A 15,817-nucleotide genomic window follows, 5' to 3' on the forward strand; every position below is an offset into this window, starting at 1 on the left:
CCCCAGCGTAAACGGGAGGATGCGGCTTCACCCGCCGTTCACCCCCGCCCCCGGCCCGCCGAACGCTACTATTCACTGTCACAGCACCACTCGTTAACCTTCGCTGGACAGAATCCCGGAGGGTTGCGGGACATATCTGTGCCGTGCCGCCGACGAGGAAGGTACCCGCCATGCGCGAAGTATTCCACCAGTCCCTCGAGGACGTTCAGAACCGCCTGGTCGAGATCGCCGACCTCGTGACCATCGCGATCGACCGTGCCACGCGCGCGTTCGGCACGAGTGACGTCGCGCTCGCCGAAGAAGTCATCGAAGCCGACGCGATCATCGACGAGAAGGCCGTCGCTCTCGACGAGCTGGCCATCGAGATCCTCGCCCGCCAGCAGCCGGTCGCCCGCGACCTGCGCATCGTCGTCACCGCGCTGCGCGTGAGCGCGTCGCTCGAGCGCATGGGCGACATGGCCGAGCACATCGCCCAGCTCGCCCGCTCGCGATTCCCGGAGCGCGCGATCCCCAAGGGCCTCAAGTCGACGTTCACCCGCATGGGCGAGCTCGACGTCGAGGTCGCGCGCAAGCTCGCCGAGCTGCTGCGCACGCAAGACCTCCGGGTCGCCGAGGCCATTCGCGACGCCGACGACGACATCGACGAGCTGCACCTGAGCGTCTTCGAGAAGGTTCTGGGCGACTCGTGGAAGGGCGAGGCGACGGCCACGGTCGACGCGACGCTGGCGAGCCGCTACCACGAGCGTTTCGCCGACCACGCGGTGTCGGTCGCCAAGAAGGTCACCTATCTCGCGACCGGTGACTGGGCCGGTGCCGACGAAGACGTCTCGTACGAACCCAGCCCGGCCATCTGAGCACGAACGACGAAGGGGGTGGATGCCGATCGGCATCCACCCCCTTCGTCGTTCGCTGTCAGTGCTTGTTGCCCTGAGCGGCCACGGCCGCAGCGCCGGCCGCGGCGGCCTCGGGGTCGAGGTACTCGCCCGGTCCGACCGGGGTGAGGTCATCGTTCAGACGGTAGACGAGCGGGATACCCGTGGGGATGTTCAGCTCGGCGATATCGGCGTCGCTGATGCCCTCGAGGTGCTTCACGAGACCGCGCAGCGAGTTGCCGTGCGCGGTGACGAGCACCGTCTTACCCGCCTGAAGATCGGGGACGATGTCGCTGTGCCAGTAGGGCAGCATGCGGTCGATGACAATCTTCAGCGACTCGGTGTCGGGCACCTCGCCGTCGATGCCGTCGTAGCGGGGGTCGCCGACCTGGCTGTACTGGTCGTCGGCGGGCAGGGCCGGCGGCGGCACGTCGAACGAACGGCGCCACAGCATGAACTGATCGTTGCCGAACTCCTCGAGCGTCTGCGCCTTGTCCTTGCCCTGCAGAGCACCGTAGTGACGCTCGTTGAGGCGCCAGGAGCGCTTCACGGGGATCCAGAGACGGTCGGCCGCGTCGAGGGCGATGTTCGCCGTCTGGATGGCGCGGCTGAGGACGGAGGTGTGCAGAACGTCGGGCAGCACGCCGGACTCGGCGAGCAGCTCGCCGCCGCGCTTCGCCTCGGCCTTGCCCTGGTCGGTGAGTCGCACGTCGACCCAGCCGGTGAACTGGTTGGTCTTGTTCCACTCGCTCTGCCCATGGCGGAGGAGGATCAGCGTGTGAGGCATGACTCCATGCTATCGACGCGCGGGCGCCGATCAGGAGCCGCGGCTGGCATCATGTCGGACGTGACCTCCTCCCCCGTCGGCCGTCCCACCCGCGGCACGACCGGGGTCAACCGCCTGCGCCGGGTCGACCGGTGGATCGCCCGTCATCCGGCCCTGCGCCGCACCGACGACCCCCTCGTGGTCGATCTCGGTTTCGGCGCGAGCGCGGTCACACCCCTCGAGCTGCACGCCCGCCTCGTCCGCGAGCGACCGGATGCCACGGTGCTCGGCCTCGAAATCGATGCCGACCGCGTGGCCCGTGCGCGCGAGCAGGCCGCGGGCGTCTCCGGGGTGTCCTTCGCCCGCGGCGGATTCGAGGTGCCCACCGCCGAGGGACGACGCCCCGCGATCATCCGTGCGATGAACGTCCTGCGTCAGTACGACGAGCCCGACGTCGCCGGTGCGTGGGCGCGCATGTGCGCGCGCCTCCAACCGGGCGGCATCCTCGTCGAGGGCACGTGCGACGAGATCGGCCGAGTCGTCACCTGGGCGGAGGTGGGGGCGGACGCGGTGCCCCGGAGCTTGACGATCTCGCTCCGCCTCACCGAGCTGGACACCCCCGCCATCGCGGCCGAGCGCCTGCCCAAATCCCTGATCCACCGCAACGTCGAGGGCGAACGGGTGCACGCATTCGTGGCATCCCTCGACCGGGAGTGGACGCGAGCGGCGGCGCTCGCACCCTTCGGTGCCGCACACCGCTGGCGCACCGCGATGACGGGGCTGCAGGACGCCGGCTGGCCGCTCGTGCGTCGCGAGCGCTGGCGGCTGGGCGAGGTCGGCGTCGCGTGGGCGGCCGTCGCGCCGCGGTGAGCCGGGGAACCGGGGACGCCGCCGCCCGGGCGCCGCCTCAGATGCGCGGGAGCAGAGCACGCGCTTCGGCGGAGGGCATTCCGGCCGCGGTCAGCAGATCGACGGCCAAGGGGCGCATCGCGGCGACGAGGTTGAGTTCGCCGACCCCGCCGTCCGGTAGCAGCGCCGCCGGGTCCAGGCGACGGATGACGCCGACCACCGCGGAGCGCGCCGCCGGCTCGAGCGAGATGTCGTCGAGGCTGTCGCGCACCAGCGACGCGCCCCGGGCGAGCTCGGCCAGCAGGTCGGCCGGTATCGGTCGCGTCTCGCCGTCCGCGCAGAGGTAGGCCGCGCGGCGGGCCACGACCCGCAGATTGCGCGTCGCCAGGTCCAGCGACTGCCTCACCCGCTCATGGCGCTGCAGCTCCGTACGCTGGCGGCGGAGGAACGGCGAGATGCGCGCGACCTCGCGGCCCGACTCCAGCGAACCGCTCCACGCATCGACGTAGGTCTGCAGCGACCGGGCACGCTCGAGACCCCGCTCGGCACGGACGCGGTCGCCCCGGCGCAGCGCTCTCACGATGGTCGCCATCGCGACCTCGAGCGCGTCGAACAGCTCGTCGGCGTCGCGCAGTTCGGTGCGTCGCAGCGTCCTCGGGATCAGCGCCGTCACGATGAGCGCCGCGGCCCCGCCGATCGCGCCGTCGACGAGACGCAGGAACGGCGCTCCCGTGACAACGACCAAGGCGATCAGCGACTGCACCACCGCCGCCAGGGCGAACCCCGGCTGCGGGGAGAGGAAGCGGGCGACCAGCAGCGTGGTCGTCATGGCCACCGCGATCTGCCACCAGCCGCTCCCCGCGGTCACCAGCACGATCTCGGCGATGAGGATGCCCACCAGCATGCCCATGACGGTCTCGGCCACACGCCACGGACGCGCGTCGCGCACGAGACCGAGACTCGACACCGTCACGGTCGCCGCCAGCAGCGGCACCGGATGCCCGAGCACGAAGTGGGCGAACGCGTATGCCGCGGTCGCGGCGACGACGATCTGCGCGACCGCCGGGAGCGAGTCGCGCACGCGCGCGACGCGTCGCCGCAGCGTGGAGCGCAGGCGCGAACGGGGAACGACGACCCCGACGGTCGTCGAGGGATCGTCGGCGGTCATTCCGCCGCGCGGCGGCGTCCGAGGCGGGGCATCCGCGGAATGGACGCGGTGGCCCCCGCATCTGCGGGCACGACCGTCTCGGCCGCGGCGGCGAGCGGGCCGTCGGCGGTGTCGACGACGAGCGGCACACCCTCGGGTGCGGTGCGCTTGATGAGGGCCAGGGCGATCGGCCCCTCCTCGTGGTGCACGGCGACCGAGGTGATGGCGCCGACCACGGCGTCACCGACGCGTACGGCATCGCCGCGGACGGGGAGGACGTTGTCGCTTCCGTCGAGCTGCAGGGCCACCACACGTCGGGGCGGGTGTCCGAGGTTGTGGACCTTGGCCACCGTCTCCTGACCGCGGTAGCAGCCCTTCGACAGGTGCACCGCCGTGCGCAGCCAATCCACCTCGTGCGGCAGCAGGCGTTCGTCGGCGTCGACACCGACGCGCGGGCGCCAGGCGGCGACACGCAGCGCCTCGACGGCATCCAGGCCCGCGAAGGCGATCTCGCCGCGGACGGCGCCGTCGAGCACGCGGCCGAACTCCTCGGCATCCACGATCGCCTCGGCCCAGTCGCGCTCGGCGCCGGGGTGCGGTTCGACACGGGCGTACGCCCAGCCGCCGGGTGAGACCGCGGGCCAGGGGTCGACCCAGACGGGGGCGACGGTGCGCAGGGCCGAGACGGCCGCGCGCGTTCCGCCCACGACGACGAGATCGGCGGAACGGTCCTGCACGTCGACGCGCAGACGGAAACGCATGCGGGTGAGCCAGGTCGCCAGCGCTTCGGCGTCGGACGCGTCGACGACCAGCCACGTCGTCTCGCCGTCGTCGACCACCGCGGCCGCGTGCTCCACGCGCCCCTGCGGGTCGAGGATCAGCAGCTCGGTGGACACCCCGGGCTCCAGATGCGTCAGCGCCTGCGACGACAGCGAGTCGAGCCAGCTGCGGCGGTCCTCGCCGCCGACGGAGATGACGCGCCGGTCGCCCAGGGGCGCGAGCGCCGAGCCGGATGCCAACCGTCGCTGCTCGGCGACGGGTGATCCGACGTGGCGCAGCCCGCGGTCGTCCAGCACGGCACCGGGGACGTCGGCGAGGGTGACCATGATCACTCCGCCCGCGCGAGTCGCGCCGAGGCGTGCGACGCCAGTTCGCGGCCCAGGGCGGCGATGTCCCACGCCCACAGAAGGTGGTTGTCGACCAGGCCGTACAGCCGCGTCGCGGCGGCGTAGTGCTTGGCTCCGGCGGTGCGCACGACGGCATCCGTCGCCAGATCGATCCGGGGTCCCTTGACCTGACCGACGTAGAGCTCCAGGATGCCGTCGGCGTGCGCCAGGCTGACCTCGATGTCGAAGCCGCCGTCGGCGTTGCGCAGGGCCTCGACGTCGTCGGCCGTGCGGGCGACGGGCGGCTGCGTGGCCGGAAGGAGCCCGGGACCGGCATCGGCCTCGCCGACCGGTCGCGCCAGGCGCCAATAGCCGATCTCGGAGACGAGGGGGCGTCGCTCTTCGCCGTCGAGCAGCCACGCGTCGGCGGAGTAGTTGAGGAAGGCTCCGCCGTCGTGGCTGAAGCTCACACGGTGCGCGAACTCCCCCGAGAACGCACGACCCTCCGCCTCATAGTCGATGACGCCGGTGCCCTCCCAGACGCCGACGAGCCACGAGAGGGGAACGAGGTCGGCCGGAAGGTCGGTCGGGATCTCGATCACGACGCGCTCAGCGCTGGCCGCGATAGAGGTTCCAGATGACCGTTCCGGACACGAAGGCGATCGCCAGCGAGGCGAGTCCGAGAAGTCCCACGAAGAACAGTTCGAGCGCGAGGAGGTCCATGCCCCAACTCTAGCCCGAGACCAGGGATGCCAGACCGAAACCGAGCGTGATCACCCCGAGCACGACGAGCGCACCCAATGAACTCAGCGCCATCCGCTGGATGAACGCCTGCGACCGGCCGTACCAGAGCTGCACGGCGAACGACACGATCACGCAGCCGCCGAGGGCCACCGCGATCCATTGCGCACGCCACACCTCGGGGGCGAAGACCCCGATGAGGACACCCGCCACGGCTGCGAGGGCCCATACCGCGACGACACCGGCGTAAGTGCGGCGCGGAGCGAGGTCGGGAGTGGACATGTCCCCATCATCACTCAGGACCCCCGTCGCGCGCACGTGCAGCGCCGGTGATGAGGCCGTGGCCGCGTCACCCTAAGATGATCGGGTGCGCGACACGCCGCACGGGAGGTCCTCTTGGCACAGCTTCTGGTACTCAGCTCCGCCCCGGGCGGCGGCGCTGCCCTGCCCGCGCTCGAACTGCTGAGCCACCGCGTGCGGCAGATCCCGGCCGAGGCAGCGCAGCTGGTGAACGCCCCCAGCGCCGACGTCATCTTCGTCGACGCGCGCTTCGACCTCGTCGGCGCCAAATCGCTGTGCAAGATCATGTCGACCACCGGCGTCGAGGCCCCGCTGGTGCTCATCATCACCGAGGGCGGCCTCACCGCGGTCTCCACCGACTGGGGCATTGACGACGTCGTGCTCGTCGGCGCGGGTCCCGCCGAGATCGACGCCCGCATCCGACTGGCCATGGGCCGGCAGACGGCCGATCAGGTGTCCACGCGCATCCAGACCTCGGGCATCACGATCGACGAGTCGTCGTACTCGGCGAAGGTGCACGGGAAGCCGCTCGACCTCACGTACAAGGAGTTCCAGCTCCTGCACTTCTTCGCCACGCACCCTTCTCGCGTCTTCACGCGCGAGCAGCTGCTCAGCGAGGTCTGGGGCTACGACTACTTCGGTGGCACCCGCACGGTCGACGTGCACGTGCGGCGCCTGCGCGCCAAGCTCGGCGACCTCGAGCAGCTCATCGGCACCGTGCGCAACGTCGGCTACCGCTTCAACGTGTACGAGGACGACGCGCCCGTCGCGGCATCCGCCCCCGTCTGACCCGACGCGTACCACCCGTTCACTCGCGTGTCACCGACCCCTGCCATGATGTGGGGATGATGGAACACGACGTGCTGGATACGGGGCTCGGCGACGCCGACGACGACGACTTCGACGAGGCCGTCGAGGCGGAAGACGACCAGTTGCCCGACCACCGGTACCTCGACCGGGAGGTGAGCTGGTTGGCCTTCAACCAGCGCGTCCTCGAGTTGGCGGAAGATCCGACGGTTCCCGTGCTGGAGCGCGCGAACTTCCTCGCCATCTTCGCCAGCAACCTCGACGAGTTCTTCATGGTGCGTGTCGCGGGTCTCAAGCGCCGCATCGTCACCGGGCTCGCCGTGCCCACCAACGTCGGGCGGGCACCTCTCGACGTGCTCGCCGACATCTCGGCCGAGGCCCACCGCCTGCAGCTGCGCCACGCAGCGGCGTGGACCGAGAAGGTGCGGCCCGCGCTCGCGGAGGCCGGTATCGAGGTCGTGTCGTGGGACTCCCTCGACGAAGACACCGCCGCTCGACTGACCGAGTACTTCCAGCGCAACGTCTTCCCCGTGCTGATGCCGCTGGCCGTCGATCCGGCGCACCCCTTCCCCTACATCTCGGGCCTCTCCCTCAACCTCGCCATCCGCATCCGCAACGCCCGCACCGGTCGTCAGGAGTTCGCGCGCCTGAAGGTGCCGCCCATGCTGCCGCGCTTCGTCGAGGTGCAGGGCGAGGGACCGGGCGTGCGGTATCTCCCGCTCGAGGAGCTCATCTCCAACCACCTCGAAGACCTCTTCCCGGGCATGGAGGTGCTCGACCACCACGCGTTCCGTCTGACGCGCAACGAAGACATGACGATCGAGGAGGATGAGACCGAGAACCTCATCCAGGCCCTCGAGGCCGAGCTGCTGCGCCGCCGCTTCGGCCCGCCCATCCGTCTCGAGATCACCGAGGACATGGATGACGTCACCCGCTCGCTGCTGCTGAGCGAGCTCGACATCACCGAGCAGGAGGTCTACCGCCTTCCCGGCGCCCTCGACCTGCGCGGATTGTTCGATCTCTCGCGCATCGACCGCCCCGACCTGCGGTACCCGCCGCACGTGCCCAAGACCGCTCTGCCGTTCCAGCCGCCGGAGCAGAACGGCCGTGCCGACCTCTTCCGCGCGATCCGCAAGAGCGACGTACTCGTGCACCACCCGTACGAATCGTTCGCGACGAGCGTGCAGGCCTTCCTCGAGCAGGCCGCGCGCGACCCGCACGTGCTCGCCATCAAGCAGACCCTCTACCGCACCTCGGGCGACAGCCCCATCGTGCAGGCCCTCATCGACGCCGCCGAAGCCGGCAAGCAGGTCCTCGCCCTCGTCGAGGTCAAGGCGCGCTTCGACGAGGCGAACAACATCGTCTGGGCCCGCAAGCTCGAGAAGGCCGGTGTCCACGTCGTCTACGGCCTCGTGGGATTGAAGACCCATTGCAAGCTCGCCCTCGTCATCCGTGAAGAAGAGGGGCGACTGCGCCACTACAGCCACGTGGGCACCGGCAACTACAACCCCAAGACGAGCCGCATCTACGAGGACTTCGGCCTCTTCACCGTGGACGATCAGGTGGGTCGCGACCTCACCCGGCTGTTCAACGAGCTCAGCGGCTACGCGATCGAGAAGAAGTTCAAGCGCCTGCTCGTCGCTCCCCTGCACCTGCGCAAGGGCCTGCTGCGCCACATCGACAAGGAGCGTCGCAACGCGCTCGAGGGCAAACCCTCCGGCGTTCGCATCAAGGTGAACTCGATGGTCGATGAAGAGATCATCGACGCGCTGTACCGCGCCAGCCAGGCGGGGGTCCCGGTCGAGGTGTGGGTGCGCGGCATCTGCTCGATCAGGCCGGGAGTGCCGGGCATGAGCGAGAACATCATCGTGCGCTCCATCCTCGGCCGCTACCTCGAGCACTCGCGCATCTTCTCGTTCGCGAACGACGGCGATCCGCAGATCTTCATCGGCAGCGCCGACATGATGCACCGCAACCTCGACCGCCGCGTCGAGGCGCTCGTGCGCGTGGTCGACGAGAGCCAGCTGCGCGAGCTCACCGCGTTGTTCGACCTCGCGATGGACGACGGCACGAGTTCGTGGCACCTCGGGTCGGAGGGCGAGTGGACACGTCACAGCGTCGCCGCCGACGGAACGGCCCTGCTCGACCTGCAGGAGCACACGATGTCGCGCATCCAGCGCAAGCGCCGCGCCCGGACGGCACGATGACGGAAACCGCCGTCTATGCCGCCGGCGGCGTCGTGTGGCGCCGGGTCGAAGGCAAACTCCGTATCCTGCTTATCCACCGCACCAAGTACCGCGACCTGACCCTGCCCAAGGGCAAGGTCGATCCCGGCGAGACGCTCGCCGAGACGGCGGTCCGCGAGATCCGCGAGGAGACCGGCATCCGTGTCGCTCTCGGGGTGCCCGTGGGCGTCTCCCGGTATCGGATGCCGAACTCGCGAACGAAGATCGTGCACTACTGGGCGGCCGAGGCCACCGATGCGGCCGTGCGCACGTCGTCGTTCGTCCCCAACAAAGAGGTGGCGGCGATCGAGTGGGTCAGCATGAAGAAGGCGCGCAAGCACCTCAGCTACCCGGTCGACATCGAGATCCTCGACGAGTTCGCCCGCATCGTCGACGAACAGGCCCTGCCGACGTTCCCGATCGTGGTGCTGCGCCACGGCAAGGCGCGCTCGCGCGAGGAATGGGACGGCATCGACACCGATCGCCCGCTCACCGCGCGCGGCCGTAAGCAGGCCCAGGCCATCGTCGGACCTCTGCTGGCCTTCGGGGTGCGTCGCGTGCTCTCGAGTCCCGCAGAACGGTGCGTGCGAACCGCGACCCCGATCGCTCAGGCAGTCGGGCAGCGGGTGCAGCTGACGGCCGACATCAGCCAGGATGCGTGGGAACAGGGCCACGCCGATGCGCGCGCCGTCATCGGCCAGCGCGTACGCGCGCGCAAGCCCGTGGTCCTGACCAGTCACAGCCCCGTTCTGCCGTCCCTTCTGCACGAGCTCGCCCTCGCGACCGGAACGATGAGCGGTTCCTACCTCGGCAGCGCGTCCACCCTGGAACCGGGCGCGTTCTCGGTCGCCCACGTGCCGGTCGAACACCCCGGCGCCGGTATCGTCGCGATCGAGACGCACGAACCACGGGCGTGACGCTCCCGCCGGGCATCCACGTCGCGTGGCGGGCGGCTCCCCCCGATGAGCCGCGGAGGGATGCGTCGCGGGCCCTGCTCGCCGAGCTGCTCCCGGGCGCGCGATTCGTCTCGCGATGCCCGCTCTGCGGGGGAGATCACGGCCGGATACGAGTGGAAGACAGGGATGCCGCGGTGTCGGTGTCCTACGTCCCCGGGTGGACCGTCGTCGCCGTGACACGTCATCACGATCGACTCGGCGTCGATGCCGTGCCGGCGGACGCCGGGGAGTTGAATCGCGTGCTGACCGGTGCGGCGGATGCACGGGCCTGGGCGCGTGCGGAAGCGGTGTTGAAAGCCGACGGCCGGGGTCTGGCCGTGGATCCGGCGCGCGTCCGCGTGCGTGAGGATGCGGATGGGTGGTCGGCGCACGTCGTCGAGCGTCCCGGTGGCCAGCAGGCAACGACCGGCTGGCGTGGGTGGGATCTCGCGGGCCCCGAGGGAGTCGTGGCGGCTCTCGCCGTCGCCCGGCCACGCTGAGGCCGTCGCGTCGGGCGTGCGCACCCGGCGGCCGGCGTCCGGTCCCGCGGAGCCACTACGAATGTCGCATGCTCCTGCCGGGTGAAGCCCTTCCACCCCTTCCGCCGCGCGCCGCCGACCTCGACGACGACTTCGCAGATCGATGCCGCCGCCGGCCCGTACCCGAAGTCCTTCGTCATTCACCGGATTCGCAGCTGGAGCGGGTGACCCGCACGGAATCCCGCGCGGATCAGGGGCGCGACGGCAGAGCTTCGGAATCGATCCAGCGCGACAGCACCGCAGCGGCATCCGGTCCGCCCGCGCTCTCGACGGCGACGCGGAAGTCGGCGGTCGCGACCAACCCGTGCCGATGCTGCGACGTCCACGAGCGCACCAGATCGAAGAACGCCCGGTCGCCCAGCGTCCGCCGCAGGGCGTGGAGCGTGAGTGCTCCGCGCTTGTAGACGCGGTCGTCGAACATGTCGTCGGGTCCGGGGTCGACCAGCAGCAGATCGCGCGGTTTGGCGGCGAGACGGGCGTAGTGGTCGGCGACGCAGGTCTCGACCGGCACACCGCCCGAGGCGTCCGACCACAGCCACTCGGCGTAACAGGCGAACCCCTCGTTGAGCCAGATGTCGCGCCAGCGCGCGATGCCGACGCTGTTGCCGAACCACTGGTGTGCCAGCTCGTGCGCCACCAGCCGCTGCGCGGCCGGGACGAGGTGGTTCATGCCGAAGACGGCGAGCCCTTGCGCCTCGAGCGGGATCTCCAGCTCATCGGCCGTCACGACCAGCGAACAGGAGTCCTGCGGATAGGGCCCGAAGAACCGGTCGAACACGCGCAGCATCTCGGGCACCGCGGCGAAGGCGCGATCGACCGCGGCGCTCAGAGACGGAGGTGCGGTGACGCTGATCGGCGGAACGGCATCCACTCCTCCGCCGGCGAGCGGACGCGTGCGATAGCGCCCGACGTGGACGGCGGCGAGATACGTCGCGGTCGGCACGTCGGAGGTGAACGTCGTCGTCGTGCGCCCGCCGCGTCGCGTGGTCGCTCCGGCGACGCCGGTCGCGGCGACCGTATACCCGTCGTCGACGGTGATCTCCATCCGCATCCGGGCACGATCGTCGGGCCGGTCGTTGCACGGGAACCAGGTCGGCGCACCGATCGGCTGGCCCGCCACCAGCGCGCCGTCGGTCAGCTCCTCCCACCCGACCGCGCCCCAGCGCGAGCGTCGTGGGGCCGGCGCACCCGCGTACACCACCTCGACCTCGAACACGTCGCCCGCGGCGAGCGGCCGCGGGGGCGTCACGCGCAGCACGCGCGGACCCGCGGCGAAGCGAGCCACGGCCCCGTCGACGCGGACGCGCGACGTGCGCAGCCCCACCAGATCGAGGGCGAACGAGGTCAGCGGCGCACGCGCCACGGCCACGATGGTCGCCGTCCCCTCGAGACGGTTGGTGCGCACGCGGTAGCCGAGCGCGAGGTCGTAGGAGCGCACACCGTACGACGCGTCACCGCTCTGCGGGGCGTACGGATCCGTCCCGCTCACGTCGTCGACTGGTAGGCGCGCACCTTCACCGCACGCCAGGGTCCGATGGGGTTCCCGCTCCAGCGCGACCCGACCGGAACGGTCTCGCCGCGCATGACGAGCGAGGCGGGACCCACGGTGGCGTGCGCCCCGAGCGTGGATGCCGGCAGCACCACGCTGTGCGGGCCCAGGGTGGCCCCGGATTCCAGCTCGACGGTGTCCATGCTCATGATTCGATCATGGAACAGATGCGTCTGAACGACGCATCCGCGATTGACGGTTGACGCATCGCCCAAAGTGACCAGGTCGGGTTCGGGCAGCCAATAACTGTCGCACCACACGCCCCGGCCGATCTTGGCCCCCAGGGTCCGCAGCCACACGGCGAGCGCCGGCGTCCCCGACGCCGCACGGGCGAACCAGGGTGCGGCGACCATCTCGGTGAACGTGTCCGACACCTCGGTGCGCCACACGAAGCTCGACCACAGCGGCTGCTCGCCCGCCCGGATGACGCCGACGATCGCCCACTTCGCGACGGTCGACACCCCTGCCGCGACCGCTCCGGCGGCCAACAGGACGACGCCCGACAGCAGCAGCGTCCACAGCGGGCCCGCGCTCTCCCACAGCGCTGCGAGCGTGAACAGCACGCCCAGGCCGATGCCGCAGGTCACCACGACCGGCACGAAACGGCAGAGTTCCCAGAGCGTGCGGGCGAGGCGGAGGCCCGGTCCGGGGTTGTAGGTGCGGGAGTCGTCGCCCCCGGCGGACAGTCGCCGCAGGCGCACCGCCGGCGACCCGAGCCACGACGATCCGGCCTTGGCCTTGGGCGGAGCCGCCGACAGCACGGCGACGAGCCCATCGCGAGGCACGCGGTGGCCGGGGGCGGCCATGCCGGAGTTGCCGAGGAACGCGCGCTTTCCGATGCGCACCTGCCCGACGCGCAGCCAGCCCGCGCGCAATTCGTAAGAGGCGACCATGGTGTCGTCGGCGAGGAACGCCCCGTCTTCGATGCGCGCCATCGAGGGGATGAGCAGGACGGTGGACGCCTCGACGTCGCGGCCGACGCGCGCGCCCAGCATCCGCAGCCAGACGGGGGTGAACAGCGACGAGTAGAGCGGGAAGAGGATCGTGCGGGCGGCATCCAGGAGTCGTTCGATGCTCCATGCCTGCCAGGCGACCCGGCTGCGCACCGGGAACGTGCCCTCGGGCAGACCGATCGAGAGCAGGCGGACGAGCAGGACGACGGATGCCGCGAACACCAGGCCCGTGAGGGCGACCGCGGGGACGAGCCACGCGAACGCGGCGGCGGTCGCCTGGCCGAGGTCGTCGGCCCCGCGCATCCCGAACGCGATGACGAGTCCCCCCGCGGTGAACGCGGCCAGCGGGAGCAGGGCGAGAACGACCGCGGAGACGGCGTAGGCCCACACCCACCGCGTCGGTGCCGGCGGACGCTCGGTCGGCCAGCCCTTCGCCGTGCCGCCCACGCGGACGGCGGGAGAGCCCGCCCACGACTGGTCGGCCTTGACACGACCGAAGACCGCCGAGCCGGGGGCGATCTCGGCGCGACGGCCGATACGGGCGCCGGGGGCGAGCGTCGAGCGCGCACCCACCGTGGCATCCGCCCCGATCCGGACCTGGCCGATGCGCACGAGGTCACCGTCGATCCAGTACCCCGTCAGGTCGACCTCCGGCTCGATCGACGCACCGTCGCCGACCTCCAGCATTCCCGTGACGGGCGGCAGGGCGTGCAGGTCGACGTTGCGACCGATCCGCGCGCCCAGCGCCCGCGCGTAGTAGGACACCCAGGGGGCGCCGGCCAGACCCACGGCATCCACCTGAGCGGCGATCTGCTCGGCCAGCCACAACCGGATGTGCACCCATCCCCCGCGGGGGTAGTCGCCCGGTCGCACGTCCGCCAGCAGAAGACGAGCGGATGCCACGGCGATCGCCATGCGTCCGAACGGGGTCGCGAACACCAGCAGGCCGCCGACGAGCGCGGGCCAGGGCACGCTCGGCAGCACGTCGAAGCCCGGGACGAGCTGCAGGATCGCGGAGGCCGTCAACAGGTACAGCAGCCAACGCACCCCGGAGAGGATGAACAGGGGGGCGCCGAGGAGCGTCTGCGCCCACTGCGTCGAGCGGGGCGTGGGCGCCGCACGGTGGAACTCCGCGGGCGCCTCGTCGGCGAGTTGCGGACCCAGTGCCTTGGCCATCGCGCCCAGCCGCGGCACGTCGTAGATGTCGGCCACCGAGAACTCCGGTACCCGCGTGCGGATGCGCGAGACGAGCTGCGCGGCGGCGAGCGAACCCCCGCCGAGGTCGAAGAAGTCGGTCTTGCGATCGGTCACGGCAAGACCCAGAACCGCCTGCCACTGCTCGGCGAGCCAGCTCTCGTCGGCGGAGAAGTCGGTGGCCGCGGGCGCCTCGACGCCCGGCAGCGGCCACGGCAGAGCGGCACGGTCGACCTTGCCCGAGGTGCGGACGGGCAGGGCGTCGACGACGCCGAGGAGGGGGATGGTCGCCGCGGGGAGCCGCTCGGAGAGCAGAGCGCGGGCCGCACCCCGGTCGAGCTCGACGCCCTCGTCCATCACCAGGTAGCCGACGAGCACCGGCACCCCCGCGTCGGTGGTGCGCACGGCCACCGTGGCCGCGCTGACGCCCGGGAGGTCCTGCAGCGCCGACTCGACCTCGCCCAGTTCGATGCGCCGGCCGCCGACCTTGACCTGGTCGTCGGCGCGGCCCTGGAACACCAGTCCCTCGGGTTCGAAGCGCACGAGGTCGCCGGAGCGGTAGGCCCGGTCCCAGCCGAGCGTCGGCATGGGTGCGTACTTCTCGGCGTCCTTCGCCGGGTCCAGGTATCGAGCGAGACCGACTCCGCCGATGATCAGCTCACCCACCTGCCCCTCGGCGACAGGGAGTCCCTCGGCGTCCACGACGGCGAGCGCCCACCCGTCGAGCGGCAGGCCGATGCGCACGGGCAGGGATCCGTCGAGCGGGGCGGCGCAGGCGACGACGGTCGCTTCGGTGGGGCCGTAGGTGTTCCACACCTCGCGTCCGTCGGCGACGAGACGGGCGGCGAGCTCGGGCGGGCACGCCTCGCCGCCGAAGATCAGCAGCCGCACGTTCTCGATCGAGTCCGCCGGCCACATCGCGGCCAACGTCGGCACGGTCGACACCACCGTGATGCCCTGACGCAGCAGCCACGGCGCGAGATCCTCACCCGAGCGGACGAGCGAGCGCGGCGCGGGCACGAGGCACGCGCCGTGACCCCACGCGAGCCACATCTCCTCGCACGAGGCGTCGAACGCCACCGACAGACCGGCGAGCACGCGGTCGCCGGGGCCGAGCGGCTCCTGCTGGAGGAAGATGCGGGCCTCGGCTTCGACGAACGCCGCCGCCGAGCGGTGCGAGACCGCGACGCCCTTGGGAACGCCGGTGGAGCCGGAGGTGAAGATGATCCACGCGTCGTCGTCGACAGTGGGCGGGGCGACGATGGGCACCGCGTTGGTGCTCGGGTGGGGGGCGTCGCCGTCGTAGAGGCGTACGAGGTCGGCATCCTGCGCGACGAACTCGCCCTCCCCCGCGACGATGCCGCGGACGCCCGCCTCGCCGAACACGAGGCGGGCGCGGTCGTCGGGATCGTCGGCGTCGACGGGAACGTAGGCGGCACCGGCCGCCATCACCGCGAGGATCGAGACGTAGAGCTCCTTCGAGCCCGAGGGCATGCGCACACCGACCCGGTCCCCTCGGCGGACGCCCGCCTCGTGCAGGGCCGCCGCCGTCCGCCACACCCGCGCGAGCAGTTCGCGGTAGCTGAGAGCGCCCGAGCCGTCGTCGATGGCGGATGCTTCCGGATGCCGCGCGGCGACGTCGGCGAGGATGTCGATGAGGGTGCGCGCGAGAGGGGCGGCCGTCGTCCGATCGAGCGGAGCCTGCGGTGTGGAAGCGAGGGTCGTCACGGGGGTGAACAGTACAACGCCCGGGGAAACACCCCGGAAAGGCCGCACCGGTTCACCTCCCGTTCACCCCCGCAACGCAGTCTCTTAAGAGTGACTGTTTACCGTT

At 71.2% G+C, this 15,817-nt stretch carries 13 protein-coding genes; 6 read left to right on the top strand and 7 right to left on the bottom strand.

Annotated elements, in window-relative coordinates:
- Positions 1-170 precede the first annotated feature (170 nt).
- Positions 171-854: a phosphate signaling complex protein PhoU gene (gene phoU, locus ACTJJP_RS07030; RefSeq protein ID WP_440774308.1), complete on the top strand. Its 684-nt coding sequence runs from the start codon at positions 171-173 to the stop codon at positions 852-854.
- A gap of 58 nt (positions 855-912) precedes the next feature.
- Here phoU and ACTJJP_RS07035 read toward each other — a convergent pair whose 3' ends face one another.
- The gene (locus ACTJJP_RS07035; RefSeq protein WP_314452704.1) at positions 913-1,659 is read right to left on the bottom strand and encodes a phosphoglyceromutase; all 747 of its coding nucleotides are present in this window, start codon (positions 1,657-1,659) and stop codon (positions 913-915) included.
- Between the two features lie 51 nt (positions 1,660-1,710).
- Here ACTJJP_RS07035 and ACTJJP_RS07040 point away from each other — a divergent pair, with 51 nt between their 5' ends.
- Entirely contained in the window at positions 1,711-2,508 is a 798-nt protein-coding gene (locus ACTJJP_RS07040) for a class I SAM-dependent methyltransferase (RefSeq protein WP_440774309.1), read from the top strand.
- 37 nt (positions 2,509-2,545) lie between these two features.
- Here the strand turns inward: ACTJJP_RS07040 and ACTJJP_RS07045 are convergent, their stop codons facing one another.
- The 4 genes from ACTJJP_RS07045 to ACTJJP_RS07060 all read right to left on the bottom strand — a co-directional run bounded on the left by ACTJJP_RS07045 (position 2,546) and on the right by ACTJJP_RS07060 (position 5,763).
- Positions 2,546-3,655: an FUSC family protein gene (locus ACTJJP_RS07045; protein ID WP_440774310.1), complete on the bottom strand. Its 1,110-nt coding sequence runs from the start codon at positions 3,653-3,655 to the stop codon at positions 2,546-2,548.
- Positions 3,652-4,740: a CAF17-like 4Fe-4S cluster assembly/insertion protein YgfZ gene (ygfZ, locus tag ACTJJP_RS07050; protein WP_440774311.1), complete on the bottom strand. Its 1,089-nt coding sequence runs from the start codon at positions 4,738-4,740 to the stop codon at positions 3,652-3,654. Before ygfZ ends, ACTJJP_RS07045 begins: the two co-directional genes overlap by 4 nt.
- Positions 4,741-4,742: 2 nt before the next feature.
- Positions 4,743-5,342: an FABP family protein gene (locus tag ACTJJP_RS07055; RefSeq protein WP_440774312.1), complete on the bottom strand. Its 600-nt coding sequence runs from the start codon at positions 5,340-5,342 to the stop codon at positions 4,743-4,745.
- A 130-nt stretch (positions 5,343-5,472) separates the two neighbouring features.
- A complete protein-coding gene (locus ACTJJP_RS07060) occupies positions 5,473-5,763 on the bottom strand; it encodes a hypothetical protein (RefSeq protein WP_440774313.1) in 291 nt (96 codons plus the stop codon).
- A 114-nt stretch (positions 5,764-5,877) separates the two neighbouring features.
- On the opposite strand from ACTJJP_RS07060, the gene ACTJJP_RS07065 reads away from it, so the two are divergent.
- Genes ACTJJP_RS07065 through ACTJJP_RS07080 form a run of 4 tightly spaced genes read left to right on the top strand, consistent with a single transcriptional unit; the run spans position 5,878 to position 10,248 of the window.
- Positions 5,878-6,570, top strand: a complete 693-nt coding sequence (locus ACTJJP_RS07065; RefSeq protein ID WP_440774314.1) for a response regulator transcription factor — start codon at positions 5,878-5,880, stop codon at positions 6,568-6,570.
- A gap of 56 nt (positions 6,571-6,626) precedes the next feature.
- Positions 6,627-8,795, top strand: coding sequence for an RNA degradosome polyphosphate kinase (locus ACTJJP_RS07070; RefSeq protein WP_440774315.1), 2,169 nt, complete (start codon positions 6,627-6,629; stop codon positions 8,793-8,795).
- Positions 8,792-9,730, top strand: coding sequence for an NUDIX hydrolase (locus tag ACTJJP_RS07075; protein WP_440774316.1), 939 nt, complete (start codon positions 8,792-8,794; stop codon positions 9,728-9,730). Before ACTJJP_RS07070 ends, ACTJJP_RS07075 begins: the two co-directional genes overlap by 4 nt.
- Positions 9,727-10,248 (top strand): hypothetical protein, encoded by a 522-nt coding sequence (locus ACTJJP_RS07080; RefSeq protein ID WP_440774317.1) that lies wholly within the window; start codon positions 9,727-9,729, stop codon positions 10,246-10,248. Before ACTJJP_RS07075 ends, ACTJJP_RS07080 begins: the two co-directional genes overlap by 4 nt.
- 229 nt (positions 10,249-10,477) lie before the next feature.
- Here the strand turns inward: ACTJJP_RS07080 and ACTJJP_RS07085 are convergent, their stop codons facing one another.
- Entirely contained in the window at positions 10,478-11,776 is a 1,299-nt protein-coding gene (locus ACTJJP_RS07085; protein WP_440774318.1) for a M1 family metallopeptidase, read from the bottom strand.
- Complete coding sequence (locus ACTJJP_RS07090) at positions 11,773-15,711, bottom strand: Pls/PosA family non-ribosomal peptide synthetase (RefSeq protein WP_440774319.1); 3,939 nt, start codon at positions 15,709-15,711, stop codon at positions 11,773-11,775. The genes ACTJJP_RS07085 and ACTJJP_RS07090 overlap by 4 nt, the downstream gene beginning before the upstream one ends.
- Positions 15,712-15,817: the final 106 nt, after the last annotated feature.

It is taken from the genome of Microbacterium sp. 22296, assembly GCF_052045385.1.
Lineage (GTDB): Bacteria > Actinomycetota > Actinomycetes > Actinomycetales > Microbacteriaceae > Microbacterium.